The organism is Methylibium rhizosphaerae (genome assembly GCF_006386545.1).
Classification (GTDB): Bacteria; Pseudomonadota; Gammaproteobacteria; order Burkholderiales; family Burkholderiaceae_C; genus Pseudorivibacter; species Pseudorivibacter rhizosphaerae.
Window position 1 is genome coordinate 1 of sequence record NZ_SWAR01000116.1, and the last position, 1,584, is coordinate 1,584.

At 59.8% G+C, this 1,584-nt stretch carries 2 protein-coding genes; both read left to right on the top strand.

The window, feature by feature from the left end; all coding sequences use genetic code 11:
- The first annotated feature begins 128 nt into the window (after positions 1 to 128).
- The gene (locus E8D38_RS27625) at positions 129 to 644 is read left to right on the top strand and encodes an Imm42 family immunity protein (RefSeq protein WP_181179554.1); all 516 of its coding nucleotides are present in this window, start codon (positions 129 to 131) and stop codon (positions 642 to 644) included.
- A gap of 101 nt (positions 645 to 745) precedes the next feature.
- Positions 746 to 1,135, top strand: a complete 390-nt coding sequence (locus E8D38_RS27630; protein ID WP_181179557.1) for a ribonuclease E inhibitor RraB — start codon at positions 746 to 748, stop codon at positions 1,133 to 1,135.
- The last annotated feature ends 449 nt before the right edge of the window (positions 1,136 to 1,584 follow it).

Here is a 1,584-nt window from a genome sequence, read left to right on the forward strand (position 1 = left end):
GAAAGAGGATTCAGACATCGCTGTGAGGCCACGCACCGCGTGGTTCACGGCGTACGCAATGTCATCGTGGCGTTGCATCGGTTCAACTCGAGCGACGGCGCTCATTGATCAGCGCATCCTTAGCCGCCATGCGATTCGGTGACCCCACGGCATTCGCCATCGAGTGCATCCACGAGCCCATTCCAAACTCAAATCGTTGGGTCTTTGGGCGTATGTGCATCTGGGCGGGCGGCGAGCAGTTGGGCAACATCGACGAACCGGCCTGCATGCTTAATGTCACCGCCAGGCACCTCACTGGCGTTCTCAAACGCCTACCGGAACTCGACGAGCCCGCATTCTCCGAACTGAGTGACGCCGTGCTGTACGACTTACTCGATCACGCGCTCTACGTGGATGACGGTCGAACCCCGGTGCAAGTGGCGTCCGATGCGACCAGGTACTTCAAGTTTGATTTCCTCACCAACGGTGGCGAGTCATTTGATCGCTCGAGGTCGTTCATTGCTTCCTCGAACGGGCAGGTGCGCCTCCTCTTTTCAGAGCCGCCCAGGGGTCTTGTTGCGTCGCGCGTCGACGCTGTCGCCTTCGCGACCGCAGTCACTGAGTTCCTTGCCTGGCTGGAATCGGAGGGCAACAATGGCGGCTAACCCCTCCATCGAGCGGACCCACAACGGCGGGGTGCTGCAGTGCGCATTGGCCACACCGAGCGCGCCGTTGCGGTCCGCTCATGTCGAACGTTAGGCGTCATATGAAGCGCTACGCTGCCATCGCCTTCGTCTTCTTTGCACTTGGACTGTTGACTCAACAAGCTTGTGCATCCGAGGCAAATGAAGATGCAATGGTCATCGAACAGCTGCTGCGAGCAGGCTCAAACTTGTCCAAACCGCATGCGGTCGATTTCTACGTCTATCTGCCCAGCCGCAGGGCGGCGGACACCGTCGCCGCACAGCTGGCCAAGCACGGTTACACGGTGCGAGTGAGGCCGTCTGCTGCGGGAGATATGCGGTGGTTAGCCTTGGCCAGCCGTTCCATGCTGCTCTCCGTTGAGTCAATTGGCAACAGCGCCGCAATCATTCGTCAGGTGAGTGCGCCCCACAAAGGTGATTACGATGGTTGGGAGGCTGGTGTTGTCAAGTAGCAGCCGACCTCTCAGGCTTTGGCGAACCGAGATGGAGCCTAACCCCATCGAGCGGCATGGGAGCTTGAATCGGTTTCGTTGACACGATGAGCTATCGGACGAACGGCTGCTCTGCAGCGGTTCGTTCGAAGGTGCTGGCTTCCGCTTTGGGTCGGAGGCAGCTGTTCGTCCCGCGCGACAGGAGTCGGTCGAGACTGTCGCTCGCAATTTGAAGTACCAGTGTCCGGTTCGGAAGGTGCAGCGGTCATCGGGCGCGCGGCGTTGCGTAGCACCGCTTTCGGTCCTTGCAGTCGTTGAACGCTGGTCCGCGGCCGGTAGCACGCAGTCTAGTGTCCTGTCGCAGAAATACGTTTCGCGATCCGCTCGATCTTTTGCAGGATTGAGTCGGCGGTGGCAACCCACTGGAAAGGCGTGGCGTCGGCGTTGTAGCGTTGCACGAACAGCTCGAT

Coding starts and splice junctions, on each gene's coding strand:
- E8D38_RS27630 (WP_181179557.1), top strand. CDS start 746: ATGAAGCGCTACGCTGCCATCGCCTTCGTCTTCTTTGCACTTGGACTG.
- E8D38_RS27625 (WP_181179554.1), top strand. CDS start 129: ATGCGATTCGGTGACCCCACGGCATTCGCCATCGAGTGCATCCACGAG.